The 240-nt window shown below is 60.4% G+C and carries 1 protein-coding gene; it reads right to left on the bottom strand.

All coding sequences use genetic code 11. The features are described from left to right. A partial coding sequence (locus tag SB765_RS33265) for a molybdate ABC transporter permease subunit (RefSeq protein WP_410932985.1) occupies positions 1 to 240 on the bottom strand: 240 nt, incomplete at both ends.

The following is a 240-nucleotide window of genomic DNA, read 5'->3' as shown; positions in this document are numbered from 1 at the left end:
ATTGCCGCCGATCATCAACACCACGCCAAATTCACCGACGGTGTGGGCAAAACCGAGGATCGAGGCGGTGATAAACCCTGGACGCGCCAGTGGCAGGATCACCGTGAAGAAGGTGTCCCAGGGGTTGGCCCGCAAGGTCGCGGCGACTTCCAATGGGCGAGTGCCAATGGCGGAGAATGCGTTTTGCAACGGCTGCACCACGAATGGCATGGAGTAGATCACTGAGCCGAGCACCAGCCC

Origin of the sequence: Pseudomonas sp. SIMBA_067 (genome assembly GCF_046534675.1) — a bacterium.
GTDB classification, from domain to species: Bacteria; Pseudomonadota; Gammaproteobacteria; order Pseudomonadales; family Pseudomonadaceae; genus Aquipseudomonas; species Aquipseudomonas putida.
This window is presented reverse-complemented; position numbering and strand designations above follow the sequence as displayed.